Source organism: Pseudomonas purpurea, assembly GCF_039908635.1.
GTDB lineage: Bacteria > Pseudomonadota > Gammaproteobacteria > Pseudomonadales > Pseudomonadaceae > Aquipseudomonas > Aquipseudomonas purpurea.
Window position 1 is genome coordinate 4,295,757 of record NZ_CP150918.1, and the last position, 25,888, is coordinate 4,321,644.

Annotated in this window: 24 protein-coding genes and 1 pseudogene; 12 read left to right on the plus strand and 13 right to left on the minus strand. The window is 59.2% G+C overall.

Translation table 11 applies throughout. The features are described 5' to 3' along the window. Positions 1-190 precede the first annotated feature (190 nt). The 3 genes from AABM54_RS19245 (at position 191) to AABM54_RS19255 (ending at position 3,097) form a co-directional block, all read left to right on the plus strand. Positions 191-1,213: a transporter gene (locus AABM54_RS19245; RefSeq protein WP_347901572.1), complete on the plus strand. Its 1,023-nt coding sequence runs from the start codon at positions 191-193 to the stop codon at positions 1,211-1,213. A 298-nt stretch (positions 1,214-1,511) separates the two neighbouring features. Next, positions 1,512-2,375 carry a hypothetical protein gene (locus AABM54_RS19250; RefSeq protein ID WP_347901573.1) on the plus strand — a complete coding sequence of 288 codons (864 nt, stop codon included), beginning with the start codon at positions 1,512-1,514 and terminating at the stop codon, positions 2,373-2,375. Continuing rightward, complete coding sequence (locus AABM54_RS19255; RefSeq protein ID WP_347901574.1) at positions 2,375-3,097, plus strand: TylF/MycF/NovP-related O-methyltransferase; 723 nt, start codon at positions 2,375-2,377, stop codon at positions 3,095-3,097. Before AABM54_RS19250 ends, AABM54_RS19255 begins: the two co-directional genes overlap by 1 nt. 83 nt (positions 3,098-3,180) lie before the next feature. On the opposite strand, the gene AABM54_RS19260 is transcribed toward AABM54_RS19255, so the two are convergent. Beyond that, positions 3,181-3,612, minus strand: a complete 432-nt coding sequence (locus tag AABM54_RS19260; RefSeq protein ID WP_347901575.1) for a multidrug/biocide efflux PACE transporter — start codon at positions 3,610-3,612, stop codon at positions 3,181-3,183. 89 nt (positions 3,613-3,701) lie between these two features. Between AABM54_RS19260 and AABM54_RS19265 the strand changes: the two genes are divergently transcribed. Continuing rightward, positions 3,702-4,556 carry a LysR family transcriptional regulator gene (locus AABM54_RS19265; RefSeq protein ID WP_347901576.1) on the plus strand — a complete coding sequence of 285 codons (855 nt, stop codon included), beginning with the start codon at positions 3,702-3,704 and terminating at the stop codon, positions 4,554-4,556. 23 nt (positions 4,557-4,579) lie between these two features. On the opposite strand, the gene AABM54_RS19270 is transcribed toward AABM54_RS19265, so the two are convergent. The 4 genes from AABM54_RS19270 to AABM54_RS19285 form a co-directional block, all read right to left on the minus strand. Continuing rightward, positions 4,580-5,815, minus strand: a complete 1,236-nt coding sequence (locus AABM54_RS19270) for an RNA polymerase sigma factor (RefSeq protein ID WP_347901577.1) — start codon at positions 5,813-5,815, stop codon at positions 4,580-4,582. Beyond that, positions 5,815-6,306, minus strand: a complete 492-nt coding sequence (locus AABM54_RS19275; protein ID WP_347901578.1) for an SRPBCC family protein — start codon at positions 6,304-6,306, stop codon at positions 5,815-5,817. Before AABM54_RS19275 ends, AABM54_RS19270 begins: the two co-directional genes overlap by 1 nt. Before the next feature lie 26 nt (positions 6,307-6,332). Continuing rightward, positions 6,333-6,677 (minus strand): YciI family protein, encoded by a 345-nt coding sequence (locus AABM54_RS19280; protein ID WP_347901579.1) that lies wholly within the window; start codon positions 6,675-6,677, stop codon positions 6,333-6,335. A gap of 67 nt (positions 6,678-6,744) precedes the next feature. After that, positions 6,745-7,179, minus strand: a complete 435-nt coding sequence (locus tag AABM54_RS19285) for an SgcJ/EcaC family oxidoreductase (RefSeq protein ID WP_347901580.1) — start codon at positions 7,177-7,179, stop codon at positions 6,745-6,747. 143 nt (positions 7,180-7,322) lie between these two features. On the opposite strand from AABM54_RS19285, the gene AABM54_RS19290 reads away from it, so the two are divergent. Together AABM54_RS19290 and AABM54_RS19295 are read left to right on the plus strand one after the other, a co-directional pair. After that, positions 7,323-7,808 carry a GNAT family N-acetyltransferase gene (locus AABM54_RS19290; protein WP_347901581.1) on the plus strand — a complete coding sequence of 162 codons (486 nt, stop codon included), beginning with the start codon at positions 7,323-7,325 and terminating at the stop codon, positions 7,806-7,808. A 34-nt stretch (positions 7,809-7,842) separates the two neighbouring features. After that, positions 7,843-8,448 carry a pyridoxamine 5'-phosphate oxidase family protein gene (locus AABM54_RS19295; RefSeq protein ID WP_347901582.1) on the plus strand — a complete coding sequence of 202 codons (606 nt, stop codon included), beginning with the start codon at positions 7,843-7,845 and terminating at the stop codon, positions 8,446-8,448. Between the two features lie 42 nt (positions 8,449-8,490). Here the strand turns inward: AABM54_RS19295 and AABM54_RS19300 are convergent, their stop codons facing one another. Beyond that, positions 8,491-8,988: an N-acetyltransferase gene (locus AABM54_RS19300; protein ID WP_347901583.1), complete on the minus strand. Its 498-nt coding sequence runs from the start codon at positions 8,986-8,988 to the stop codon at positions 8,491-8,493. A gap of 163 nt (positions 8,989-9,151) precedes the next feature. Here AABM54_RS19300 and AABM54_RS19305 point away from each other — a divergent pair, with 163 nt between their 5' ends. Continuing rightward, entirely contained in the window at positions 9,152-9,295 is a 144-nt protein-coding gene (locus AABM54_RS19305) for a hypothetical protein (RefSeq protein ID WP_347901584.1), read from the plus strand. Here the strand turns inward: AABM54_RS19305 and aac(6') are convergent. From aac(6') to AABM54_RS19320, 3 genes are all read right to left on the minus strand, one after another. Continuing rightward, complete coding sequence (gene aac(6'), locus AABM54_RS19310) at positions 9,271-9,714, minus strand: aminoglycoside 6'-N-acetyltransferase (RefSeq protein WP_347901585.1); 444 nt, start codon at positions 9,712-9,714, stop codon at positions 9,271-9,273. The two genes, AABM54_RS19305 and aac(6'), sit on opposite strands and share 25 nt — an antisense overlap. 62 nt (positions 9,715-9,776) lie before the next feature. Beyond that, positions 9,777-10,265 (minus strand): GyrI-like domain-containing protein, encoded by a 489-nt coding sequence (locus AABM54_RS19315; RefSeq protein WP_347901587.1) that lies wholly within the window; start codon positions 10,263-10,265, stop codon positions 9,777-9,779. Between the two features lie 67 nt (positions 10,266-10,332). Next, a complete protein-coding gene (locus AABM54_RS19320; protein ID WP_347901588.1) occupies positions 10,333-10,995 on the minus strand; it encodes a LysE family transporter in 663 nt (220 codons plus the stop codon). A 230-nt stretch (positions 10,996-11,225) separates the two neighbouring features. On the opposite strand from AABM54_RS19320, the gene alaC reads away from it, so the two are divergent. Beyond that, positions 11,226-12,431: an alanine transaminase gene (gene alaC / locus AABM54_RS19325; protein ID WP_347901589.1), complete on the plus strand. Its 1,206-nt coding sequence runs from the start codon at positions 11,226-11,228 to the stop codon at positions 12,429-12,431. Positions 12,432-12,516: 85 nt separating this feature from the next. On the opposite strand, the gene AABM54_RS19330 is transcribed toward alaC, so the two are convergent. The 3 genes from AABM54_RS19330 to AABM54_RS19340 form a co-directional block, all read right to left on the minus strand. Then, positions 12,517-14,187: a glycosyl hydrolase family 18 protein gene (locus AABM54_RS19330; protein WP_347901590.1), complete on the minus strand. Its 1,671-nt coding sequence runs from the start codon at positions 14,185-14,187 to the stop codon at positions 12,517-12,519. Positions 14,188-14,513: 326 nt separating this feature from the next. Beyond that, positions 14,514-15,866: a GntP family permease gene (locus AABM54_RS19335; RefSeq protein ID WP_347901591.1), complete on the minus strand. Its 1,353-nt coding sequence runs from the start codon at positions 15,864-15,866 to the stop codon at positions 14,514-14,516. Positions 15,867-15,948: 82 nt separating this feature from the next. Beyond that, complete coding sequence (locus AABM54_RS19340) at positions 15,949-16,482, minus strand: gluconokinase (RefSeq protein ID WP_347901592.1); 534 nt, start codon at positions 16,480-16,482, stop codon at positions 15,949-15,951. Between the two features lie 215 nt (positions 16,483-16,697). On the opposite strand from AABM54_RS19340, the gene AABM54_RS19345 reads away from it, so the two are divergent. Then, positions 16,698-17,729: a LacI family DNA-binding transcriptional regulator gene (locus AABM54_RS19345; protein WP_347901593.1), complete on the plus strand. Its 1,032-nt coding sequence runs from the start codon at positions 16,698-16,700 to the stop codon at positions 17,727-17,729. 39 nt (positions 17,730-17,768) lie between these two features. Here the strand turns inward: AABM54_RS19345 and AABM54_RS19350 are convergent. Next, positions 17,769-18,654, minus strand: a pseudogene (locus tag AABM54_RS19350) (LysR family transcriptional regulator). 132 nt (positions 18,655-18,786) lie between these two features. Between AABM54_RS19350 and AABM54_RS19355 the strand changes: the two are divergent. The 3 genes from AABM54_RS19355 to AABM54_RS19365 all read left to right on the plus strand — a co-directional run bounded on the left by AABM54_RS19355 (position 18,787) and on the right by AABM54_RS19365 (position 25,739). Then, the gene (locus tag AABM54_RS19355) at positions 18,787-19,218 is read left to right on the plus strand and encodes a PACE efflux transporter (protein ID WP_347901594.1); all 432 of its coding nucleotides are present in this window, start codon (positions 18,787-18,789) and stop codon (positions 19,216-19,218) included. A gap of 192 nt (positions 19,219-19,410) precedes the next feature. Next, a complete protein-coding gene (locus tag AABM54_RS19360) occupies positions 19,411-21,318 on the plus strand; it encodes an IucA/IucC family protein (RefSeq protein WP_347901595.1) in 1,908 nt (635 codons plus the stop codon). A gap of 185 nt (positions 21,319-21,503) precedes the next feature. After that, on the plus strand, positions 21,504-25,739 hold the full coding sequence (locus AABM54_RS19365; protein WP_347901596.1) for a DUF6543 domain-containing protein: 4,236 nt from the start codon (positions 21,504-21,506) through the stop codon (positions 25,737-25,739). Positions 25,740-25,888 lie beyond the last annotated feature (149 nt).

The following is a 25,888-nucleotide window of genomic DNA, read 5'->3' on the forward strand; positions in this document are numbered from 1 at the left end:
GCCAAGAGCGCGCAAGTTAACGTCTATGCCATCGGCGCTGCGGGGGCTTTCTTGAGGCCATCCGACCACCGGTCGAAGGCAATTTACCGGCGCCGTCAAACTGTCACAAAACGGTCAAACAGCCTTGCAATGATGCGGCTCAAGTGAGCCTGTGAACGTTCTGACAGGCACTTCCTGCCAGCGAGACTCAATGAACCACAGCATTGACCACCGTCACCGCGATTCTGACCTGTTCGGCCTGCTTTACGGCTTCAGTTTTCGCCCTGGCGAGCGCGGCCGCGAGATCGATTCGGCCAAGGCGTTGCAGTATTTGCAGGCCCCGGACGACCCCGAGCAGTTCCTCTGGCTGCATTTGAACCTGGCCCACGCTGCGTGCGAGCGCTGGATGAAAAGCCACCTGGCGCTGCCGGACGAATTCTTCGAGGCGCTGCACGAAGGCTCACGTTCAACCCGCATTGAACACGTCGATTCCGCGTTGCTCGCGGTGGTCAACGATGTGGTGTTCAACCTCAACAGCATGGTGTCCTCGGACGTCTCGACCCTGTGGGTCTGCGCCCGCAGTCGGTTGATTGTCAGCGCGCGCCTGCAACCGCTGCACTCGGTGGACAAGCTGCGTTCCTCGGTCAAGGCCGGCGAGTGCTTTCGCTCGCCACTGGAATTGTTGGTGCATTTGCTGCGCGACCAGGGCGAAGTGCTGACGCAGATTGTGCGCAAGACCAGCCAGAGCGTCGATCAGATCGAGGATGAGTTGCTGTCCTCGCGCCTGTCCACCAACCGCGCCGAACTGGGCGCCAACCGTCGGGTGCTGGTGCGGTTGCAGCGGTTGCTGGCGCTGGAGCCCGGTTCGCTGCTACGACTGCTGAACCGGCCGCCGCCCTGGTTGCAGAAGGACGACGTCAAGGAGCTGCGCAAGTCCACCGAGGAGTTTGCGCTGATCATCAACGACCTCACGGCCCTCAGTGAGCGGATCAAACTGTTGCAGGAAGAAATTGCCGCCAACCTCAACGAACAGAGCAACCGCACGCTGTTCACCCTGACTGTGGTCACCGTGCTGGCGCTGCCGATCAACATCATTGCCGGTTTCTTCGGCATGAACGTCGGCGGGATTCCGCTTTCCGGCGACCCACAAGGCTTCTGGATCCTGGTCGCGCTGGTGGCGACCTTCACCGTGCTGGCGGGACGCTGGGCGTTTCGCAAGCGCCAGGATTATTGAGTAGTCCTGCTGCAAAACCATCCGTTTGACGGACAAGAACCAGGTCGACCACTTCGGCGCCGACACCACTGGCAAGCTGCACCTGTTCACGCAACTGCTTTAAACTGCGCCCCATTGGAAAATCCCGGGAAGGAGCACCGCCCCGGGATTTTTTTGCGCCGTCGAAAAGCCAACGCCGGCCTTTCGTCGAAAACCCGCTGTCCCTGACCGTTATTGACTCAACACAAAAGCAATCGGACTTCAGTTTGTTAGCCTCATGCCGACTTAGATAAGACTCGATGCACTCAGGAGGGGAACCGTGAATCTGTACATCAATCAGCTTCAGAAGAAAGCTGACTTTAAAGAAGCCATCTACGCCGGTGACATTTTCCTGAATACCCAGCTCACCGCGGCCAAAGAGCTTTGTGCCTTTGCCCAGGAGAGCATTACCGCCGCGTTTGACGGCGAAACCAACCACCAGGCGCTGCATACGCTGATGCCGGTGGAAGAATTCGTGGTACTGGTGACTCGCCTCAAGGGCCAGTTCACCAACAGCCTGCGTGCCAAAGAGCTCATTCGCAGCTTCACCGACGAGATTGGCGCAGCCCCCGAAGAATTCATCTTCGACGTACCGCGTATCCGCGTCGTGCCTAACTACGACTACCTGCACGCGGGCGTCAGCTATGCCTACAAACCTCATCGCGATACCTGGTACGGCGGCGTCGATTGCCAGATCAACACCTGGATGCCGGTTTATACGATTCAGCCTGACCAGACCATGATGATCAACCCGGCCTACTTCGATGCCCCGGTGAAAAACACCTCGGCGCAATGGAGCCTGTCGGACTGGATTGACGTGCAACGTCAACGCGCCAAGGACAACGTCAAGGAAGAGGTGCGCCAGCACCCGGTGCCCACTGAAGCGATCAACACCGCGTCGGAAATCCGCATCGCTGGCAACACCGCTGAAATGCTGATTTTCTCGGGCTCGCACCTGCACGGCACCGTGCCCAACTACACGCAACAGACCCGCTTCAGCGTGGACTTCCGCCTGATGCACCTGGACGACCTCAAGCACAAGCGCGGCGCAATCAACGTCGACAGCGCGTGCCCGGATGTCGGCGCCGGTTTCAAAGACTATTTCCACGCCCACGACTTCTCGAATTTCCAAGGAACCAAATAATGACCAAGCGTCGCATTACGCCTGCCGAGGCCCAATACAACGAAACCCGCGCCGGCGTTCTCAAGCGGGTCGACGCCGAGTACGTGGCCGATGCCCCTTTCGTGTTCGCCAACCGCATCGGCGTGACTGCCGCGTTGTCGCGCATGGAACTGTTCAAGAAAGTGGCCGAGATCCCGGGTGCCATCGTCGAGTGCGGCGTGTACAAGGGCAACTCGCTGATGCTCTACATGCACCTGTCGATGATCCTGGAACCCTACGCGATCAACCGTTCGATCGTCGGCTTCGACACCTTCGAAGGCTTCCAGAGCATCAACAAGGACGAAGACCCGGCCGACGTCAACGAGACCATGTTCTCCGACACCGACCAGTCGCTGATCCAGGACATGATCGACGCCAACGACCTGCTGCGTCCGGTCAACCGCATCCCGCGTTGCGAGCTGGTCAAGGGCGACATCTGCAAGACTGCACCTGAGTGGGTCAAGTCCCGTCCGGACCTGGTCGTGGCCATGCTGATCCTCGACACCGACCTGTACGAGTCGACCAAAGTCGCGCTGGAAACCTTCCTGCCCTACATGCCAAAAGGCGCCATCGTCGTACTGGACGAAGTGGCCTACCGCAACTTCCCGGGCGAAACCAAAGCCCTGCGCGAAGTGTTCGACCTGAACAAGATCGAACTCAAGCGCCTGCCATTCGACTCCTGCGTGGGCTACTTCCACGTTTGATCGAACCCGAGCCGCCCGCCCCTCCCGCCATGGGAGCGGGTCGGGCGCCGCTCTGTTTGCCTACCTGCGCAAACCCTCCCGCCTCAGGCCATCCGCCGTTCCAGCATCCGCGCCCGCAGCACGTCATACGCCCAGTGATAGATGTAGGTGTACGGCAGGAAAAACAGCAACACACCGATATCCAGGATCAACGCCTGCATCAGGCCGACGTTCAGCCACCAGGCAATCAGCGGCACACTGACCGCCACCAGCCCGCCTTCAAACAGCAAGGCGTGCAAGACCCGGGTCCAGGCACTCGGGGCCAGCGCCAGGCGTTTGAGCAGACGGTCGAACAAACCGTTGAACACCACGTTCCAGGCCAGGGCGATCAAGCCAATGGCAATCGTCGCGACGCCCATGTCGACCACGGGTTTGTCCATCAGCCACGCCAGCAGCGGCGTACACAACAAGACCGCCAACAGCTCGAAACCAATGGCTTGAAAAACACGTTCGGAAAAAGATTTCTGGGTGCTCATGATCAAGCTCCATGGGTGAATGTGGTTGCCATCATCTAGCACCATGACGATACTTCATAACCAATAACCATCGACCAAGGCGATAGTTTATGGCCTCACATGAAGTCCTGCTGGCATTCGTCCAGGCGGCGACCCAAGGCTCGTTCTCAGCGGCGGCGCGCAAACTGGGCAAAAGCCAGTCGACCATCAGCGCGGCCGTTGCCAGCCTGGAAATCGACCTGAACGTGACGCTGTTCGACCGCAGCAGCCGCAAGCCCGGCCTGACCCCGGCCGGCCACGTCATGTTGCAACGCGCCGAAGACATCCTCGCCGCCACCAGCCGCCTGGAAATGACCGCCGCCCAGCTGTCCGGCGGGGTCGAACCGAAACTGACCGTGGCGATTTCCGACACTTACCAATCGGACCGTTTCGAATCCGTACTCAGCGCCTTCGAACAGCGTTACCCGGACCTGGAACTCGAATGCCTGATTGCCGAGTGCGATGACCTGGTGGCGCTGGTCCAACGCGGTCGAGCGCAGATCGCCTTTGCCGAAATGCAGGCCATTTACCCCGCGGACCTGAACAGCGCGACCCTCGACGAGCGCACGGAAATCGCCCTGTTCGTCTCCCGCGAACATCCACTGGCGAGCGTGGCGACGATCGACCAACAGGTCCTGCAACAGCACCGCGAGTTGCGTCTGGCAACCATCGTCAACCCATACGAAACCCGCGCTCGCGGACGAGTCTGGTCGGCGCCGAGTTACTTGATGCTGCTGGAAATGGCCCAGGGCGGTTTCGGTTGGGCACCCTTGCCGCGCTGGCTGGTGGAACGTTTCGGCGCAGGGACGCTGCTGGAGCTCAAGGTGCGTGGCTGGCCGAAACCGGTGGCGATCGATGCGCTCTGGTCACGGCTGCACCCACCGGGGGCGGCGGGGAGTTGGTTGCTGGCCAAGATGCTTGAGTGACGGCCACGGTCGCAACCTTGCGCTTACGCCAACTCACTCAAGCGCCGCTCGATGAAGCGCCGCTCCGGCGCTTGCCGGGTCAGTTCAAGGGCGCGCCGATACGCCGCCCGGGCCTCTTCAGTGCGCCCCAACTGTCGACAAAATTCGGCCCGCGCCGAGTGCGCCAAGTGATAGTCGAGCAAGTCGCCCCGCGCCAGAATGCCTTCGATCAGCAGCAGCCCTGCCAACGGCCCATCGCGCCGTGCCAGGGCGGCGGCGCGGTTGAGTTCGATCACCGGCGACGGCACCGCTCGCAACAAGACATCGTACAGCCCGACGATTTGCGGCCAGTCGGTTTCCTGCGCGCTGGACGCTTCGGCATGCACCGCCGAAATCGCGGCTTGCAGGCAGTAGGGGCCGAAACCACGGGTACTCAGCGCCCGCTCGACCAACCCGCAGCCTTCGGCCATCAGCTCGGCATTCCACAGTGAACGGTCCTGCTCATCGAGCACGATCAACTCACCGCTTGCCGAGGTCCGGGCCAGGCGACGCGACTCATTGAGCAGCATCAACGCCAGCAGGCCCATCACCTCGGGCTCCGGCAGCAACTCCATCAGCAAGCGGCCGAGACGGATTGCTTCGCGGGTCAGGTCTTCGCGGGTCAACTCACTGCCGCCCGACGCCGAATAGCCTTCGTTGAACACCAGGTAAATCACCCGCAACACGCTGTCCAGGCGCTCGGGCAATTCGCCCATGGACGGCACTTGATAGGGGATCTTTGCATCGCGGATCTTGGCTTTGGCGCGCACGATACGCTGGGCGATGGTGGCTGGCGCCGAGAGAAAGGCCCGGGCGATTTCTTCGGTGGTCAGGTCGCAGACTTCCCGCAGCGTCAACGGCACTTGTGCGTCCGCCGCCAGCGCCGGGTGGCAGCAGGTGAAGATCAGCCGCAAACGGTCGTCCTCCACATCGTCGGTGCTCCAATCGTTGTCTTCGAGTTCCTCCAGTTGCGCAACCAACGCCGGTTGCGCAGCGGCGAATCGCGCTCGACGGCGTAAACCGTCGATGGCCTTGAAACGCCCGGTGGACACCAGCCAGGCACGCGGGTTATCCGGCACGCCATCGCGCTGCCAGCGCTCGACCGCGACGAAGAAGGCTTCATGCAGGGCCTCTTCGGCGAGGTCGAAATCGCCCAGCAAACGAATCAACGTCGCCAGGATGCGCCGCGATTCGTTGCGGTAAACCGTCTCGACCAGCGCCCTGACCGGATCGCCCGGCATCAGTCGGGCATGCCCGTGGTTACCAGCGTCACCAAGCGGTCCAGGCTTTGCCCCCAGCCCTCATGGAACCCCATGGCTTCGTGGGCCTGGCGGTCCTCTTCACTCCAGTGCATGGCGCGGGCGGTGTAGAGGGTCTTGCCGTCGACCTCCTCAAACGTCACTTCGGCGGTCATGAACGGCTTGCCCGAGGGAGTCCAGCCTGGTGTGAACGCATCGGTGAAGACCAGCCGTTGCGGCGCGACGATCTCCAGAAACACGCCGCTGGTCGGGTACTCGCTGCCGTCCGGCGCACGCATCAGGGTGCGAAACTGACCGCCGACCCACAGGTCCATTTCACACTCCGGTGTGGTCATGCCGTGAGGTCCCCACCACTGGGCGAGCAGCGCAGGCTCGGTCCAGGCGCGGAACAGTTTGCGGCGCGGCGCATCAATCAAACGGCTGATGGACAACTCATGCTCGGCAGGCTGGCGGCCTGCTCCGGGAAGACTCATGGCGATACTCCTGTTTATGACGGTTATCAGGGATTCAACGTGCGAACCGGGCGCACTTCAACGCTGCCGACCCGGGCCGCCGGGATCTTGCCAGCTACCTGAATCGCCTCGTTCAAGTCCTTGGCATCGATCAGGTAGAAGCCGGCCAACTGCTCCTTGGTTTCGGCGAACGGGCCATCGGTGATCGACAATTTACCGCCGCGCATGCGCACCGTGGTGGCCGTCTGGACCGACTCCAGCGCCTCGGCGGCGAGCATCCGCCCACTGCCCTGGACCGACTCGGCGTAGGCCATGCACTCGGCGTCATGCGGGCTCTCGGGCAAGCTGTGCAGCAGGTGTTCGTCGCTGTAGACCAGGCATAGGTATTTCATGAAAGTCTCCGTGATCAGGCTGATCAACTATGGCCGCAGATTGGAGGTTTGGCGAACATCCCGACGATCAGGGGTGCAGGTCGAACAGCACGGCGCCGCTCACCATGTCGAACGGTGCCGACCAGTGCTCATGGACGATTCGCCATTGCCCGCCCACCCGCTGATACCCCGCCGTCACGCGCATCCAGCAGGCCTTGGTTTCACCCTTGTCGTCAGTGCCGCCACAGTGGGCCAGCCAATGGGCGAAGGCCATGTCCTGAGCGGTGACGATGTCCATCTGATGAAACTCGAACACATGCGGGCCGGGGCACATCGTCATGCAGGCTTCCCAATGCGCCCGATAGGCGACCTTGCCTTTGAATTGCAGCGCCGAGACCGCGTCGAAAGACACGATGTTGTCGGCGTACAAACCCATGACTTTTTCCACATCCTTGGTGATGACCGCCTGACGGTAGGTCTCGATCAGGGCCTGGATTTCAGTGTTTTCGGTTGGCGCATTCATGATGGAACTCCGAGTGTTTTAGCGTGAAGACACCCTTAGTCGTCTGGCAAAAAGCCCAATCGACAGCCCAAATAAAATAAATTCCAACGCGCCAAACTCGCTAGAATCCGTGCCTCACCTTTGTCGGACCATGGACACCGCCAGTGACTACCCAGCTCGTTCCCTACGAACACCTGAACGCCGTTCAGCGCCTGCAAGTCGAAGCCATCGAAATCCATCCGCAGCAAAAGCAGTTTTCCGGTGACATTCACGGCGCCCTGCACTCACTGGGCGGCACGCCCACTGACAGCATCAAGGGCTTCGCCCTCCTTCACGAAGACGTTCCCGTCGCGTTTCTGCTGCTCAAGCGCCCGCCGTTCCTGCCGGACTGGGCCAGTGAAGACACCGCCACCCTGCACGCCCTGCAAGTCGACCATCGCCTGCAAGGCAAGGGCCTGGGCAAAGCCTGCCTGCAAGCCCTGCCCGACGTGGCCCGCCAGGCCTGGCCGCAGATCAAGGGGCTGGAGTTGTCGGTGGACGCCCACAACGAGTCGGCATTGGGGCTGTACTTCAAGCAAGGCTGGGTTGATCGCGGCGAAGCCTACAAGGGCCGGATCGGCTACGAGCGACGCATGGCCCTGGCCTTCTGAACCCACAGCAAATCTTCAACGGATGAGATGAACAATGCTGACCACCCTTGAACAACTGGAAGCCATCTACGGCCTGCCCCACGACCGCGCGGTGCGCAAGCAAATCCCCTTTTTGAACCAGGACTACCAGGCCATGGTGCGAGCCTCGCCCCTGGTGATTGTGAGTTCGGTCAGCCCCGAGGGCATGGATGCGTCGCCACGGGGCGATGCGCCGGGTTTCGTGCGGATCATCGACGACCAGACCCTGGCCATCCCGGATCGCCCCGGCAACAACCGCATCGACACCCTGCGCAACCTTATTGTCGATTCACGGGTGGGGTTGCTGTTCATCATTCCGGGGATCGGCGAAACCTTGCGGGTCAACGGTACGGCCACTATCAGCGATGACCCCGAGCTGCTGGAGAGCTTTGCCGTCAACGGCAAACCGGCACGCACGGTGATTCTGGTGACCGTGCAAGCGGCGTATTTCCACTGCTCCAAAGCCATCGTCCGCTCGGACTTGTGGAACCCGGAAAACTACCTGGACCGCTCCGCCCTGCCAACGGCGGGCGCCTTCCACAAGCGCCTGAACGACGGCCAGTTCGATGCCGAAGCCTACGATCGGGAAGCCCCGATCAGAGCGCTGAACAGCCTCTATTGAGCACGCAACAAAAAGGGCTGCCAAAGCAGCCCTTGTCCTGATTCAGAGTGTCAGTGCCATCTCATGCCAGGCCATGCCGCCGTGGTCGGAATCCGAAGCCTTGAGGTAGACGAAACCAAACCCGGCGTAGAGCGGCACATGTCGCTCCTTGCACATCAAATGGATGCTCGCCTTGCCCTGCTCGCGCATCCGGGCGATGAACGCCTGCATCAGGTGCCTGGCCAGGCCCTGCCCTTGAAAGTCCGGGTGCACCACCACCGACATGATGACCACGTGCGGGCCTTGCGGGTCGTGACCGATCAACTCCTTGAAGGCTTCATCGGCCATTTCCACCACAAACGCCGCACCGGAATTGATAAACCCGGCGACCACCCCGTCCACCTCGGCGACGATAAAGCCCTGAGGCCAGGTGGCGATGCGCGCGGCGATCTTTTCCCGGGTCGCCGCTTCGTCACCTTCGTAGGCCTGGGTTTCGATGGCAAAACAACGGTCCAGGTCAGCGGGCAATACCTGGCGAATGACGGTCGAGGATGAGTTCATGGCAGGCACGTTCGACGAGTAAAAAGGGCCCACGATCATAGAGGAATAAGGCCTGCATATCGATCATCCGCCACCGCGTAAAGCTTGCGTATAGCCGCTGTCATTGGCCGCCGGTTCGTACTATTTGTGTCCCTGTCTTTTTCCATGAATAGGGAAACTCACCATGAGTAGCGTTCAGATCGGCCTTCTTATGTTGTTCACCATCAGTGCCTTTGGCTTCATCACCCTGTCGGTCGACGTGCTGCGCGCACGACGATTGAACAAGGGCAAAAAGCCCGAGGCTCAGTCGATAGCCTTGCGGAAATAAACCACCCGCTCGGTTTCTGCAAAACCCAGCGCCTGGTGCATGGCATGGCTGGCTTGATTGTCCAGCGCCGCATCGGAAGCCAGTTCCGTACAGCCCAATGCCTGCGACCACTGTTCCACCCCCGCCACCAGCGCGCGGGCGACACCTTGCCCGCGGCTGGCTGGCGTCACGAACAGCCCCTCCAGGAACCCCACTGGAGAGGTCTGCGTGCCGTTGACATATTCACTGCGAATCGACGCTTCGGCAAAGCCCAGCACCTGACCGGCCTGATCACTGAAGGTCAGGGCGATGTAACGTTGGGGGCTGGATAAAATGCTCGCCATTTCCCCAAGGTGTTGGTCCGGGGGGCTGTCGGACCATAGCGCCTGACGCAACGTCAGCCAGCCGGTCTGTTGGAGGTGGGTGCAACGGGTAATCATTGCTTGAGCATCTCGACGGTCAAAGGGCGGGTAGCATAAGCCAATCCCGCCACTGCGACCGATCAACGTTCCTTGAGCGGCAGCCAGATTTCCAGCACGCCATCGCCGGTTTGCGGGTTGAAGTCCTCGCTGTAACGCTCGAACTCCGGCGCATCGGCCGCTTCATGGCCAGATGCCGGCAGCCAGGTTTTCCAGATGTACTGAAAGGTTTGCGCCAGGGTATCCAGCGACCCCTTATGCGTGAAGACCGCGTAGTGCTGGGGTTGCACTTCGATCCAGCGATAGAGTTCGGGCAGGTCATCGAGCTTGCTGATTTCAACGCCCGCGATGTACTCAAACCCGCCCTTGCCATCCGGGTTGCAGCAGATGCCGTAGGTCACATCGCCTTTTTGCCCCGGCACCTTGCCGATGTGCGGAATGAATGTGTCCCAGAGCTTGGGAATGTCTTGCGTGGTATCGGAACTGAACCGCCCGCCCAGGCCCGCGATCAGCAAAAAATGCCCGGTTTCGAAGCGCGGTGCGGCGACGGCGCCCTTTTTATGCTCATCCATGAATAGACTCCTGCGACAGTAAAGAGGGTTCGGCTGGGAGTATAGAAGCCAAACCGGATTCCCCCAGTCAAAGACCGGGAAGTTCAACCACACCGCTCGTCCCGACAAATTCCTGATAACCGGAAATAATCACGTACACCGCGAAATAGCAGAAGATCGCTGCAGATGCCAGATAAGAGTAGCGTAGGAGCTTGTCGCCCAGCAACTTGCCACCCTGGGTCGCCGCCAGGCACAGCGCCACACACCACAGCAGCCCCGCGCAAAAGAACCCTGCCAGAAACAGCCCGGCGCTGGCCAGGCTGCCACCACCGGAGCGGGCGATCAGCGTCCCGCCCACCGCCGCGAACCACAAAATGGCACTGGGTGACGACATCGCCAGAAAAATCCCACGGAAAAACTCCCGGCGATGAGAACCGCCCTTCACCTCACCGGCCTCAGCCAACACGGCACTGTGATGGATCGCCGAGTAGATCATCCTGGCCGCGAAATACAGCAACAACACCGAGCCACCCACCCACAACACCCAGCGCACCGCCGAGTACTGCAACAGCACCGTCATGCCCGCCAGCGCCAGCACCGCGTAGACCAGATCGCCGACGCAGGTGCCAAGCCCCAATGCGAAGCCTTGAAAGTACCCGCGCTGCATGGCCAGGGTAATCATCGCAATGTTAGCCACGCCAATGTCCAGGCACAGTGAAAGGCTCAGCAAAAATCCGCTGGAAAACTCCATGTTTCATCCTGTTTGAGGGTCGTGTTCGAGTGAGCGCCGACTCAAGCAAAAAGCGTGCGCACGCGGGCGATGCGACAAAATCGTTGAAGTGAAACGCCGAGTGTCGTCGAAAATAGTTGAACGCCGCTACTGGACAATCGGCCATCCGCGCCTTTATCTTTCGCCGCAGGCCACCGCAGTGGCCAACGTCGCTCGGACGGTTCCGGGCGCTCACGTTATTCGAGGCAACAATGGCCGACCAAGGTTCGCCGCGCCGCTTTGCGCGCATAGATCGACTCCCCCCTTACGTATTCAATATCACTGCCGAGCTGAAGATGGCCGCCCGTCGTCGTGGCGAAGACATCATCGACTTGAGCATGGGCAACCCCGACGGCCCGACCCCACCGCACATCGTCGAAAAAATGGTCACCGTTGCCCAGCGCGAAGACACCCACGGTTACTCCACGTCCAAGGGCATTCCGCGCCTGCGTCGGGCCATTTCGCGTTGGTACAAGGACCGTTACGAGGTCGATATCGACCCGGAAAGCGAAGCCATTGTCACCATCGGTTCGAAGGAAGGCCTGGCACACTTGATGCTCGCCACCCTCGATCAGGGCGACACCGTGCTGGTGCCTAACCCGAGCTACCCGATCCACATCTACGGCGCAGTGATTGCCGGCGCGCAAGTGCGTTCGGTGCCGCTGATTCCGGGCGTGGACTTCTTCGCCGAACTGGAACGGGCCATTCGCGGTTCTATTCCGAAGCCGAAAATGATGATCCTCGGCTTTCCGTCCAACCCGACCGCGCAGTGCGTGGAGCTGGACTTCTTCGAGCGGGTGATCGCCCTCGCCAAGCAGTACGACGTGCTGGTGGTTCACGACCTGGCCTACGCCGACATCGTCTACGACGGCTGGAAAGCGCCGTCGATCATGCAGGTGCCGGGCGCCAAGGACATCGCGGTGGAGTTTTTCACCCTGTCCAAGAGCTACAACATGGCGGGCTGGCGGATCGGTTTCATGGTCGGCAACCCGGAACTGGTCAACGCCCTGGCGCGGATCAAGAGCTACCACGACTACGGCACGTTCACCCCGTTGCAGGTCGCAGCCATCGCGGCACTGGAAGGCGATCAGCAATGCGTCAAGGACATCGCCGAGCAATACCGGCAACGCCGCAACGTGCTGGTCAAGGGCCTGCATGAACTGGGCTGGATGGTCGAAAACCCAAAAGCCTCGATGTACGTCTGGGCCAAGATCCCCGAGGCTTATGCGCACATGGGCTCGCTGGAGTTCGCCAAAAAACTGCTGGCCGACGCCAAGGTATGCGTCTCGCCGGGCGTGGGCTTTGGTGAGTACGGTGACGACCACGTGCGCTTCGCACTGATCGAAAACCAGGACCGGATTCGTCAGGCAGTGCGCGGGATTCGCGGGATGTTCCGGGCGGATGCTGCTGCGGGCTGATAGCGCGATTTTTTGAACGAAACAAGGAAATGCCCCTGTCAGCGTGTTGCGCTGACAGGGGCATTTTCGTTTCCAGTGATGGGGGCTAAGGCAACGTCGTTGCGCCTTTGTAGTAGAACGGTGTCATATCAATAGTCGATGTTTTCAGCGTGCGCCCTACCCCCTCACACGCTGCGTTGTTCAACAGGCCGTTGTCATAATCACCCATCCAACTGAACAGGCCGCCCAGATTCCATTTTTTAACGTACTCGCCTTTAGCCTTGATCGTGCGAGGCGTATCGAAAGAAATGAACAGCTCTGTGTCCGGGTTGTAGAGAAAATCGGCATCCGCTTTCTCATCGGTGTAGAAGATGAAGCCATTAAGTGGCTGCTTGGTCTCCAGGTCCAGGTAGTTGTAAATCATGTCTGGCCATTCAGTGACGCCACTTTCAAATGAACCTCCCGTCACTATCCCGGCGCGTGGGGTGTACGTCCCTACCAGAGGAGAAACACTGGTCAGTTTTGCCTGTTGGGCATTTCGGCTGTAGCCCGCATACCCCAAGAGAATCTTTCTCGAGTCCACGCCCAGGCCCAACAAGTACTGCACGGCGGAATCAGCAGAGTTTTCGGTAAGATCAGTCGGGTCACTGCGGTACAGGTTGCAATGGTGCTGAAGTTTCGTTGCCCATGGCGTGCCGAAGAAGTCATAGCACATCAAGTTAATGCCTTCGACACCCGCCTCAATCAGCAGAGGAATATTGGACTTGGCCAATTTGACCGGATCGGCGATGGAAGCAATGCTGATTTTTACACTGGGCAGCCTGGCCTTGACCTCGCGGATCAGCACGGCGAAGTAAGCAGGGTCGTCGTCATCGTAATCATTGGGCTTCCAGGTTTCACCCTCTCCAGGTTCGCTACCGGAAACCGCAGGGTATTCCCAATCGATATCAATGCCCGTGAACATGGGAAACTTTTGAAAGATAACGGCAATGGAATCGACAAGAATGGCTCGCTTGGCTGAATCACGCACAACCGCGTAAAAACCATGGCTCATCGACCAGCCACCTAAGCTGAGGGAAAATTTCAAGTCGCTGTTGGCTGCTTTGAGTTTAACCAACGCACCCAAGGTGCCTTGTGCCTTGGTGGGGTCAAATAGCTCATTGTATTTTTCGCCGACATAACCCGGAAAACCACAATTGATGTAGGCCCCGACGTCCCCCCAAGGATCGGTGAGCATTGCCTTGGACATCCAGCGTTTCTCTGCTGCTTCCAGCTGTGCATCAGTCGGTGGGGTGCCTGGCACCGGTTCATGGTCCCAGTAGTGTGCCGCTCTGGCGATGACGGTTTTATTGACGCCCAGGTCTCCGACAATGGCTGCAAAACCAAGCACGATTTTGTCAAAGGTCCCCGTTTTGCCAAACAGCCTCATGATGTCGGTGCCGCGCCCTCCGATGGCATAACTTGGATCAGGTTCTGATGGACCATTACCGTAGCGAGGATCACCGATCCCCCAATCGCTGTAATAGCAGAACGACTCGAATTCGTTTTTTTCATACTGATTGAAGAGGTTCTTTGTCACCCGCCCTGGGGTCCAGGACAACTGATCATCTTTGGTACTGGGAGAGAACCCATTGACGACATAGGTCTTTTCAGCCGCACCGACACCCCAGTTAACCGTGCCTGCACCCACTTTCGTCCCCGGATCTGATGGAAAAACAAGTTTGCTCTCCCTGCCCTCCCGACCCACGTTTGTGATTCCCTTTTCTTTGGCGGTCATGATTTCTCTCCCTGCACGTTCAAGTGAGTGGCGAAGAATGCCCAGCATCGAGGTGCTTCAGCCGGGCAGTTTCTGGATCACCGCACAAGAGCCACCCATGACGTGGGCACAACGTCATGCGCCACTTTTACGCCGGACACGACACTGCGCCTACCTGTCAAAGTTGACAGTAGCGACGAACGGTAGCGGGAGAGAGAAGCCCATCTACGAAGGTGTTACAGGCGATCAGCGCATTGCGTCGCTGTCGCTGGCAAGCCAAAAACACGGGCGCTTGCGGCCCGAAAATCGGCCAGATGCCCGCACAAGGCGCGGGCATCCGCAGTACGTCAGACCACCAGCGACAGCAGCAGGATGAACCCCAGCGCGACGATGGACAGGATGGTTTCCATGGCCGTCCAGGTCTTGAAGGTTTCGGCCACGGTCATATTGAAATACTGCTTCACCAGCCAGAACCCGGCATCGTTGACGTGAGACAGAATCAACGAACCCGCGCCTGTCGCCAGCACCAACAGCTCACGATTGACGCCCGGAATCATCCCGACCACCGGCACCACGATGCCCGCGCCGGTGATGGTAGCCACGGTTGCCGAACCGGTCGCGATACGAATCACCGCCGCCACCAGCCAGGCCAGCAGGATCGGCGAGATCTGCGCGTTCACCGCCATGTGGCCGATCACATCACCCACACCGCTGGTCACCAGCATCTGCTTGAAGCCGCCGCCAGCACCGATGATCAGAATGATCGCCGCCGTGGGTGCCAGGCTGGCGTCGAGCAACTTGAGGATCTGCTTGGAGCCAATGCCCTGCCGGTGCCCGAAGGTGTAGAGCGACAGCAGCAACGCCAGCAACAGCGCGGTGATCGGGTGGCCGATCATGTCCATCCAGATGCGGAAGAAATGCCCTTCCGGCAGCGCCACATCGGCGAAGGTCTTGAGCAACATCAGGAACACCGGCAACAGCACGGTGATCAACGTGATACTGAAACTCGGCAACGTGTTGGACTGCGGCTCGCGGGCCAACTGATCCACCAGTTCCTGGTTAGGATGGCCCGGGATGTACTTGGCGATGAACGTGCCGTAGAGCGGGCCGGCAATAATGGCAGTCGGCAGCGCAACGATCAGGCCATAAAGGATGGTTTTACCGATGTCGGCACCGAACACGCCAATGGCCAGCAACGGCCCCGGATGAGGCGGAACCAGGCCATGCACGGCGGACAGACCGGCCAGCAGCGGGATGCCGATCTTGATCAGCGACACACCGGTGCGGCGCGCCACAATGAACACCAGCGGAATCAGCAGCACAAAGCCGATTTCAAAGAACAGCGGAATCCCCACCAGGAACGCCGCGAACATCATCGCCCACTGCACGCGCTCTTTGCCGAAGGCGCGGATCAGGGTCTGGGCGATCTGATCCGCCCCGCCCGACTCGGCCATCATTTTGCCGAGCATGGTGCCCAGTGCCAGGATGATCCCGACAAAGCCGAGCACACCGCCAAAGCCGTCCTGGAACGCCTTGATGATCTGCCCGACCGGCATGCCCGAAGTCAGCCCGAGGAAACCGGCCGCAATAATCAGGGCAATGAAGGGGTGGAACTTGAACCGGGTGATCAGCACGATCAACCCGATGATGGTGACCACTGCATCGAGCAGCAGGAACGTATCGTGGGCCAAACCAAACATGGGGTGTCTCCTGTTTGTTGTTCTTATAAAAGCGGGTTTAATTTGACTGCCAACGGGACAGCGCTATCTGTAAAAGCACACTTCAAACCGGGCATTTCAAACCATGCTCCTGCCACCAGGCATTGGCCAACGCAGCAAGGTGCTGGACACTTTGGGTGCTCGCATCGAGCGCCAGGGTCAGCGGTTCACCGATGGGGGATTCGAGGGTCGCGAACTGGCTGTCGATCAGCGTCGACGGCATGAAATGCCCCGGACGATGAGCCACACGTTCGGCGGCCACGGCTGGCGTCAGTTCCAGAAACACGAAGCCCAGGCCAGGCAAGGCACTGCGCAGGCGTTCGCGGTAGCTGCGTTTAAGTGCAGAACACGTCAGCACCGGGCGCTGGCCCGTCGCATCGACACGGCGCAATTCATCGCACAGGCTGTCGAGCCAGCCGGCGCGGTCGTTGTCATCCAGGGGAATGCCGGCACTCATCTTTTCGATATTGGCGGCGGGGTGAAACGTGTCGCCTTCAATGGCCGTCGCGCCGCTGAGCAGGCACAGGGCCTCGCTGACGCTGGACTTGCCGCATCCGGCCACGCCCATGATGACCAGGGCGGTGATGGGTTGACTCATGAAACACCTCAGCACGCAGACAGCGCTACCTTTGCTCCTTGAAACTCTAGTGCAAAAGCAGAAATTGCCGACGCCTTCTTGTCATTTTTATGGGTTGGAACGGGTTCTTTCTCAACACCAAAAAGCAGGGATCAGGCACGCCCTGCTCACGCATTTGCAGCTGCGCCGAGACAGCGCTACCTTAGTGCCTTGATTTTTGTTTGGCAAGCCGCCCGATGACCTCCTCTAAAAACGATAAAAATACCCGTACCACTGGCCGCCCTACCCTTAATGAAGTAGCACGCCTGGCCGGTGTCAGCCCGATCACCGCCTCCCGAGCGTTGCGCGGTATCAGCACGGTCGCCACCGAACTGGTGGAGAAAGTCCAGAAAGCCGCGCTGGAGCTGAACTATGTGGTCAACCCGGCCGCCCGCGCCCTGGCCTCGGCCCAAAGCCACTCGGTGGTCGTGCTGGTGCCGTCGCTGTCCAACCTGTTGTTCATCGAAACCCTGGAAGCTATTCATCAGGTGCTGCGGCCAAAAGGCTTCGAAGTGCTGATCGGCAACTTCCACTATTCGCGCGATGAAGAAGAAAACCTGCTGCGCAACTACATGGCCTATCAGCCTCGCGGCCTGCTGCTGACCGGTTTTGACCGCACGGAAAGCGCTCGACGCATGATCGAGACCAGTAACATTCCCTGCGTGTACATGATGGAACTGGACGCTGGCGCCGGGGTGAACTGCGTCGGTTTCTCCCAACTGAGCGCCGGTGAAACGGCCGCCCGGCATCTGCTCTCACGAGGGCGGCGGCACCTGGCCTACATTGGTGCACAACTGGACCAACGCACGTTGCTGCGCGGCGAAGGCTATCGCCGGGCACTGCAACAGGCCGACCTGTACGACCCCGACCTTGAACTGCTGACCCCGCGCCCCTCCTCCGTCGGCCTGGGTGGCGAGTTGTTTCTGCAAATGATGGCCAGCCATCCGCAGGTCGACGCGATTTTCTTCGGCAACGACGACCTCGCCCAGGGCGCGCTGCTTGAAGCGATGCGCTGCGGGATCAAGATCCCCGAACAAGTGGCTATCCTCGGTTTCAACGACCTGCCCGCCTCGGCTCACATGGTGCCGCGCCTGAGCAGCATCAGCACCCCGCGAGAAGCCATCGGCCGCCGCGCTGCCGAGCAGATGCTGACCTTGCTGGCCGGCAATAAGGTCGCCCAACCGGTACAGGACATGGGTTTCGAGCTGAAGGTTCGCGAGAGTACCTAGCATTAACCCCTCAGGTGCGCGGGGCAATGCCCCCGCGGCTCAGGGTTGATTGGCCATCAACTCGACAAACGCGAGGGCGGCTTTCTGCAACGGCTGGTTCTTGAGCCACACCGCGTGCACGGGCAGCACCAGGCCATTTTCGATGTTCTTGAAACTCAGGCGCTTGAGCCGTCCGGTCGCCAGCAGCGGGCCCTGCCACCGACAACGGGAAATTGCCCCAGCCGATACCGGCTTCGACCATTTCCAGGGCCATCGCGAGGGTATCGGTACGCCAATGAGACTCGCCAAGCAGCGGCCGGGTTTCGCTGATCGGCAAATCACGGCTGGCGACGATGATTTGCCGCACTTGCACCAGGTCTTCCAGGTACGGCGCCTCACCCAACGTTTGAAACGCGGCGTTGTCCGGTGAAATGGTGGCGATCATCCGTTCGGTGCCCACAAACTGAAAACGCTCCAGCACGTTCACGCTCAACCCGGCGAACGCCAGGCAAACGCTGACGCGAGCGCTGTGCAACAACTGCAACACATCGTCCTGCGGCGCACTGAGCACTTCGATATCGAGCAAGGGGTAACGCTCGGCGAGGTGCTTGATTGCCGCCAGCAATGGCGTCTTGTCGAGGTCAGCCACCACACCGATCGACAGTCTGCTTTCCAGCCCCAAGGACAACTCCACGGCATGCACTTGCAGTTGTTTGAGTTGCTCGGCGATCAACCGTGCATGGGGCACCAATGCGCTGGCCATCGCCGTCGGCACCGGCTCGCGATGGCTGCGGTCGAACAGCGGGTAACCCAGTTCAGCCTCAAGGTTGGCAATCCCCATGCTGACGGCCGAAGGCACCTTGCCCAATGACCGGGCGGCCGCTGAAAACGAACCGCGCTCGATCACGGCGAGGAACAAGTGGATGTTGTCGCTGGAAAAGCTCATGCACCTACCTATCAATAAAACTGACATCTACTGACTTTTTCTATCAGCCCTATTGAAGCTATCTTTCGCCGCCTTCGCCAGCCCCCCTCAACAAATCGCTGGCGCCCAATGCATTCCGAAAGAGGAACCCCCATGCAAGGCGTGAAACGCAAACTGGTCTATGTCTCGTTGTACGAAATCATCGGCATGACCTTCTCCGCCCTCGGCCTGGCGTTGCTGTCAGGCACGGCGCCCAGCAGCACCGGTCCCTTGGCGGTGATCATCACTACCATCGCCGTGACCTGGAACTTCATTTACACCTTACTGTTCGAGCGCTGGGAAAGTCGCCAGGTGTCGCGCACCCGCACCGTCAAGCGCCGCATTGCTCACGCGGTCGGTTTCCAATTGACGCTGGTCGTGTTCCTGATCCCGCTGATCGCCTGGTGGATGAACATCAGTCTGGTGCAGGCGTTTCTGCTGGACCTGGCGCTGATCGTCTTCATTCCCTGCTACACCTTTGCCTTCAACTGGCTGTTCGACCGCACCTTCGGTCTACCAGCCTCAGCGCTGCCGGACCCGGCCTGAGCAGCGTATAGACTGATCGGCCTCGCCCCTGACTGACCCAGAAGGTTTAAGTGCCGAACTCGCCTACGGATCTCCCCCCACTGATCCCAAGACACTTCCCACACACCAGACAGAAACGCTTGCCATCAATTCCTGTGCATTTGCCGTAGTTTTTTTGGAGCTGGTTTTTTTAAGCCCAAGGAGTCGAAAGCGATGCACACAGAACTGCAAAAACAGCAGCGACTGCTCTCATCCTGGAGCGAAGCCCTCGGCACCGAGGCCTTCACCTCACACACCATCACCCTCGGTCATTTGCTCGACACCTTCGAACAGGCCGCTCAACAAAGCTTCCAGCGGCTGTTGCAGGCACTGCTCCGTGAAGGGCTGCTGGACCTCAACAGGCTGGAACCCGATGGTTCGCATCATTGGCTGACATTGCCCGATGGTGCCCGTCTGTGTTTCTCACACCTCATCCCCACAAGAATGGGCAGTTGGGACATCCAGGGCAGCATCACGCTGCATCGTCAGGGACATGACCCGCAAAAGCTGCTGTTCCCCTCCCGGCTGCTGACGTTGCTTGGCCCTTTGCTTGAGCCTCCACCCTCTATGGAAGTCGAACAGCGCCTGGTGCTTGAACTCGATGACAGCCTCGCTAATGCCACACTCTGCCAGGCCTTTCACCTTGGCTGGAGCCAGCACCTGCGCGAACTCGCCAAACGTGAGGGAAGCACCACGCTGCTCGCCTGGCTCAGAACCACCCGCGCAATCGTGAACCCCACCGCGTTACTGGAACAATGGGGTGCCCAAGGTCATCCGTGGCACCCTGATTTCAAGACCAAACTGGGCCTGAACACTACACAGGTCATCGCCCTTTCACCTGAGTTCAAGGCTCGTGTCCCCGTGCGCCTCTGTGCCCTGCATCGACACATCGCCCATGTCGAAATGCTGGAAAACACCCAGGATTACGTGAGTGAGTGGCAAGCGCACTTTCCGTTGGCGACTGAACAACTGATTGAGCATTTGTGTGAACGTGGCCTGAGCCCTGCGAACTATCTGCCCATCCCCGTCCATCCCTGGCAGGCCGATGAACTGCTGCCCAACGAATTCGCTCAAGAAATCACCGACAACTTACTAGTGATGACCAGGATCGTCGCCTTCAGCGGTCACCCCACCCTCTCCTTCCGAACACTGATGCCGGGCGGCAATGCGGGCTCGCCGATGGTCAAACTCCCCGTGGCGCTTCGCCTGACCAGCGTACAACGCACCCTGTCACCCCGCTCGGCGCGCATGGGGCCCAGGGTCAGTGCCTTGCTGCTGAAAATACTTGAGCAAGAACCCGATATCCGCAAACGCCTGAGCATCCTTCCCGAGCGCATCGGCCTGCATTACTCATCGCAACCTGCGGATGACCCGCGCGCCCGGCACCTGGCCGCGCTGTTTCGAGACAACCCGCTGAGCCTGCTACATCCCGACGAAATGGCCGTGCCTGTAAGCAGCCTGTTTTCTCTCGACGAGTACGGGCAGCCGTTGTTGCGCCAGTGGGTGGCGCAGGCCGAAGGCACTCATGACCAGCCCGCCATGCTGCGTTTTTTCCAGGACTATCTATCGATTGCCGTCCCAAGCCTGCTCGGCCTGTACCTGCTGTATGGCGTGGCACTGGAGGCCCATCAGCAGAACAGCTTCATGGTCATGGACGCGTCCGGGCGCCTGGATCGTTTGCTGATCCGCGACTTCGGCGACATCCGGATCCAACGCCAGACTTTGCACCACCAAGGCCTGGACCTGCTGTTGCATGACCCGCTGATGACCCTTTATGACGACGCCGGTTTTGTGCGCGACAAGCTCTTGCACACCACGTTCATGTGTCATCTGGGCGAGCTGGTTTTGCTGTGCAGCCGCCACTGGGATCAGCCCGAAGGTCCCTTGTGGGATTTGCTGGCCGCCCAGGTCCGCGCCTGCTTCGACACCTTGCGTGATCGGGTGGACCCACAACGCTGGCATACCGAACGTGCAGCGTTGCTTGAAGAAGACTGGCCGGCCAAATCATTCATGCGCATGCGTTTACTCGACAGTGCTGTCGATATTGTCGGCCGCGTGAATAATCCGTTGCGCATTGCTTGAGTTTGCCGACACGGGCAGTGTTGATCCAAGTACACCCGCGCTGACAACTACGATGCGTCACCCTACATTCATAATCACAACTAAAACCCTGCTGATGAAACACTAAAACTCAATTGCAATTTCAATATTCATGCATCAACCCATAGGCTACCCATCCACTTCAACACACCCAAGGTTATTGCAGGATGCAAAACTCTCTACCACTGTTAAAGGGCAATGCCTTACACATCAAGAACAACCTGCCTCATTGGAGCAAAGGATTGCCCCCTAGGGAGCGCACTCGGCTAGCCGCTTACAAATTCGCCCTGCCTCTCTGGCACAAAAGCGCAACAGATGAACAACTGGACAAGTTAAAGACTGCTCATGCCAACAACCAGAACTCAAGAAATGCTATAGAAGCACTTGTCGATGACGTCGACACGTTTGCAATACCGTTGCTCATCCATGCACTGGCCCGCACATTCAACCTGACTGTTACCGAGGAGCAACTCAAGCACCAAAACAAACTGACAGTACGACTGTATACAAAGGTCGGCACGTTGGTCACTGGAACAAAAAGCCGGGCATGCAGCCTGCTGGAAGCGGCCAAGCATAACTTCGCCTCATCTGAAGCTGACGCCGATGCATTCGAGAGTTACTCGGGCTTGTACCTGGCGACAGAAAAAGGGGTAACACAGCAGTCGATCCCCATTACCGAACTCGTCAAGTTGTGCAGAACACTGGATATCGGTGGTCGCTACCAGACTTACCTGCGAAACATCCTGACCCCGGATGACCCGACCGCCCACCTTAAAGTAAGAACGCAGGTCGAGTGGCAGTACCAAAGCGCACTGAAACTCGCCCTTCAAGTTGCACACATCAAAAAGAACATTAGTCCAGGCGCCTACAACAGGTTGCACAGTGCCTGGTCCTCTGACAGTGCAACTGCCTCGCCGCTGCGTTATCGGCACTTGACCATGCTTGATTGCGACCTGATCAATCCGCTGCTGATTTATCCGTACCCCAACCACCCCACCCAATCGGCCACGGTCGTGGTTTATCTGCCTGACGATCCCTTGCACCCGCTAAAGGAATACAACAACGCCAGCGCGTTCGAAGCTGATCTTTCGCAAAGACTGCGCGCTGAAGACTATCGAACGTTCTTTCGTCACTTTGTCGCCCAGCAGGATGAAGTGACGTTCTTTTCCAGTTTGAAGCGCAGTTTGCCCAGTACCGGACACCCGCACCTGGACCTGGTGGAAGTTCATATTCCAGAAAACATTGGCTACGCCCTGTACCGGCGCCAGGTTCAAAAAATCTATAACGATGCATCCTTCCATGTCATTACCACTGCGCAGGCAGATGCAACTGCCCGCTGGGAACGATGGACCCATTACATGACCCTGGGCCTGGACCTGCTTAACTTCGTCAGTATGTTTGTGCCTGTCCTGGGGGAAATCATGCTGAGCGTCACGGCGGCGCAATTGATGACCGAGGTGTTCGAAGCCATTGAACAATGGGAGGACGGTGATACCGCGCAAGCATGGGGGCACTTGATCGGGGTCGTCGATAATCTGGCAGTCATGGGAATGATCGGTGCAGGCGCAGGAGCCTTCATCGGTACGCTGAAACCTTCGTCCTTCGTCGAGGGGCTGCGACCGGTGAAGGTGCCCGATGGCTCGACGAAACTATGGAAGCCCGATCTAAAGCCCTACGAGCAAGCACTGAAACTGCCTGAAGGCTCGAAACCCGACGCCTTGGGCCTCCATTGGCAGCAGGACAAAACGTATCTGCCACTGAACAACACACACTATGAGGTCCGGCTTGATCCAGAGCGCAACACGGGAGCGATCACCCATCCGACACGCGCCAACGCCTTTTCGCCCTCACTCAAACATAACGGCGCCGGTGGCTGGGTTCACGAACTGGAAAAACCGCTGGAATGGCAAGGCCCCAAACTGATGCGACGCATCGGCCATTCGGTCGACGCCTTCAGCGATGCACAACTGGGGCAGATTCGTCGCGTCAGCGCCCTCGACGAAAATCTCTTGCGCACCATGTACGTCGACAATTTGCGACCAGCCGCTTCGCTGGCCGACACCATCAAGCGCTTTAACCTGCATGAAACCCTTGAAGATCTGATCCCGAAAATGCGCGCCGGCAAGCCGCTTGAGCCTGGAACCTACCCGGTTTCATTCGTCACAGAACAGCCTCGTTGGCCAGTCTCGCTTTACCTCAAGGTCTACGAGGGCCCGACTCTCAGCGCAAGCTTTACCGAATACGGTGCCGGACGCACCCCCAATGCCCGAGGGGTGGAGCTGACCCGTACAGAGATCAACAACGGAGCACTACCCGACCGAGTGCTGGAGCAACTCAACGAGGCGCAGGTTCATCAACTTCTGGGGGAGGGCATTTCGACCCGCAAAGAAGTCCGGCTACAAGCACTTCGCGATCAGTTCGCCGATTACGCCTCAGAAAGAAAACCGGCCATTTTCGAGAACCTCTACCGCGAAAGCGAAATCGTAGGCCATCCTCAAGTTCAACAACTGCAACGCCAGTATCCAGGGCTCCCCAACAGCGCGGCCCAAGAGCTGCTGAGCAGGGCAAGTACCGAAGAACTCAACACCTGGCGCGACAGCGGTCGGCTGTCCATGCGACTGGAAGAAGCAGCCCAGTGGCACCTGCGACAAACCCGGGTTTGCCGCGCCTATGAAGGTCTCTACCTGGACGCAATGGCCAGCCAGGATTGCGAGTTGTTGACCTTGCGTACCCTGGAAAAACTCCCCGGCTGGTCTGATGACCTGCGCCTCGAAATCCGGGCTGACGCCTTCGATGGAGAACGGCTCAACAGCATTGGAAATGAGCACGCCAGCGTGCAAAAAAGGCTGGTCAAGCAAGGCAGTCAATACACCACCCATGACGCCGAGGGCAATGATCTGCACGGCAAAGACGACCTGTTCAACTCGATCCAGCATGCCCTGTCCGATGCCGAACGCCTGCGGTTGGGTCTGCCGTCCCCAAACCAGGGGCCACAGTTGAAGCTCAAAATCCAGGAACATGCCTTGTCGCGTACAGAGCTGTGGGAAGTGCTGTTCCATAGCGGGCCCAAGAAACCGCACTACGACCCATCGTTCATGCGCTTGCGGGGCGGCGCACCGGGCTATGCCTTGGGTGAGATCGCAGAAGACGGTACCCCACTGGCTGACCTGCTCGATGTTCAGACGCAATACCAGTACTGGGTCGACGGAGCATTTCATGCTGAAACCGCGCAACACCTGAAAAATGATTACCTTATCGGCCTGAAATTCATCGCGGACGAGATGCAGGAGCAGCATTTAAATGCGGTATGGCATGCACTCCAGGAGGCCAATACAGCCGACAACTCGCTGGCCAGAATCAGTGCGATCCAGACCGTTGAGCTATTGCCTGACCTGAAAAAATTACTGCCGGAGGAACGCTTCGACGAACTGCTCAAGACTGTATTCGCCGATGAGGTGCTGACGCCTTTGTCGTCCTCGGACCGAGACCTGGGCATGACAGCCCGCTACCTGAAAAAAGCCGGGCGCACCGAAGAGTACGAGCTTCTGCGCCGTTCAGCAGCGGGTGAAGAGGTAGAAATCGCTGTACCACTGGGCGATCTGCGCAGCTACTCCAGCGAATTCAACTGGCCCGTTGCCGCAACTTCCGAACCGATTGAGGTCAGCGCCGAAATCATGGCCAACCTGGAAATGGCCCAACGTGCCATCACCCGCGCCAAAGAGCTGTTGCCCTTGTCCGGCAACCAGCTACCGAGCATCTGGGAAAAAGGTGGATCAGCCATCGCGGAACTGAAAAAACTCAGGAAAATCGATCTGGTCACCGGTCTTCCTACCGCACAACTGACCGAAGCAGAAGCGGCGCAGGCAGCCATCAAGATCAGGGGTGGCAACTGCTCGGAAAACTCCAAGGTGACGCTCTCTATTCTGGCCAGTCAGCCCCGAACCTCAAAAGTCCACATTGTCCTGGCGGACAACGTCGACCATCAGTATGTCGTGATTGGCAACGATCTGAGTAAACCCGAAGAACTGGTGGTCGCAGACTCATGGCCCGAGTTTTCGGGTGCGCACCTGGCCAGCCAAGGCTACTTCGGTTTTAAACCAGAACCTGTACTGACACTGGAACCGGGCCCGGCACTGCCGGAGTACGCCTTTATCGACAGTGTCGCCGAAGGCCCCGCCAATCTCCCCGCCAGGGGCAGCGATGACTCGACACTCAGGGCAATCAAAGTCGCCAAGTTGAACGTCAAAGGGGCTTATGCCCAGTGGACCTCACAAAACGAGTTCGGCATCCGCTACAGGGAACCGGGCGGCCATGCGGTGTCCTTCGAGCGGCATCCGGCTGAAGCCATTGAATCGCGTATCGAAGCCTTGATCGCCTACAGCCAGGCTATCTCCAAAGGTTGACCTATCGTCACCCTCTGTCACCGACACAGGTTTGCCGCCAACCCGGCGGCAAAGCCTTTCCGCTTTCCGGCAACACATCCCCACGGGTTGCCGGAAAGCCCCTGCAAACGGGATGAACACGTACCGGCACATAAATTGCTCTGTGCACT